This is a genomic window from Selenomonas sp. oral taxon 892 str. F0426 (assembly GCF_000468035.1).
Taxonomy (GTDB): Bacteria; Bacillota; Negativicutes; order Selenomonadales; family Selenomonadaceae; genus Centipeda.
In genome coordinates, this window is sequence record NZ_KI260518.1 from 1,848 (window position 1) to 2,676 (window position 829).

Annotated in this window: 2 protein-coding genes; both read left to right on the forward strand. The window is 56.6% G+C overall.

Translation table 11 applies throughout. The features are described from left to right. Positions 1–20: 20 nt before the first annotated feature. Positions 21–581, forward strand: coding sequence for a P27 family phage terminase small subunit (locus HMPREF1992_RS00705; protein ID WP_037357825.1), 561 nt, complete (start codon positions 21–23; stop codon positions 579–581). A 13-nt stretch (positions 582–594) separates the two neighbouring features. After that, positions 595–829, forward strand: a 235-nt coding sequence (locus HMPREF1992_RS00710) for a ParB/Srx family N-terminal domain-containing protein (protein ID WP_037357828.1), incomplete at its 3' end; no start/stop codon positions are given.

An 829-nucleotide genomic window follows, 5' to 3' on the forward strand; every position in this document is an offset into this window, starting at 1 on the left:
AAAGGAATGGGGGCGAGAAGATGGCGCGTGACGGCACAAATCGCGGAGGGCGGCGTATCCGGGCGGGAGATAAACCCGAAGCACTGGTGGACAAGATTGCGGGCGGGCGCACGGCGCACATCATGGAGTTCCCAATGACAGAACTGGACGGCACAGACCTTGTGGATGCCGCCGATCTCTACGGCGAGGAAATGCCGACACCGAGCGAGTTCCTGTCTGCGCGACAGCGGAACGGAAAGCCGCTCGGTGCGGGTGAGATTTTCCGCGAGACATGGCTGTGGCTGAAGGAGCGTGGCTGTGAGCGTCTTGTGAATCCTCGTCTCATTGAAAGCTATGCGCAGGCATTTGCCCGCTTCATCCAATGTGAGGAAGCAATGAGTCAATACGGGCTCATTGGCAAGCATCCGACCACAGGAGGTGCGATTGCAAGCCCTTTTGTTCAGATGGGACAGGCGTTTCAGAAGCAGTCCAATCTGCTCTGGTATGAGATTTTCGACATCGTAAAGCAGAACTGCACCACCACATTCAGTGGCTCTCCACAGGAGGATCGGATGGAACGGCTGCTGCGTTCGAGGAAGTAAGGAGGGAAGTCATTTGAACAAAACAACATCAGAGATGAAGCTCGTTCCGATTGCCAAACTCGTCCCGTATGCCAACAATGCGCGGACGCACTCGCCCGAGCAGATCAACAAGCTGCGCGGGAGTCTACGCGAGTTCGGATTCGTCAGTCCTGTCATTATCGACAAGGACTATGGTATTCTCGCAGGGCATGGACGTGTTGCGGCGGCACGGGCAGAGGGCATGGAGAATGTGCCGTGCGTATTCGTCG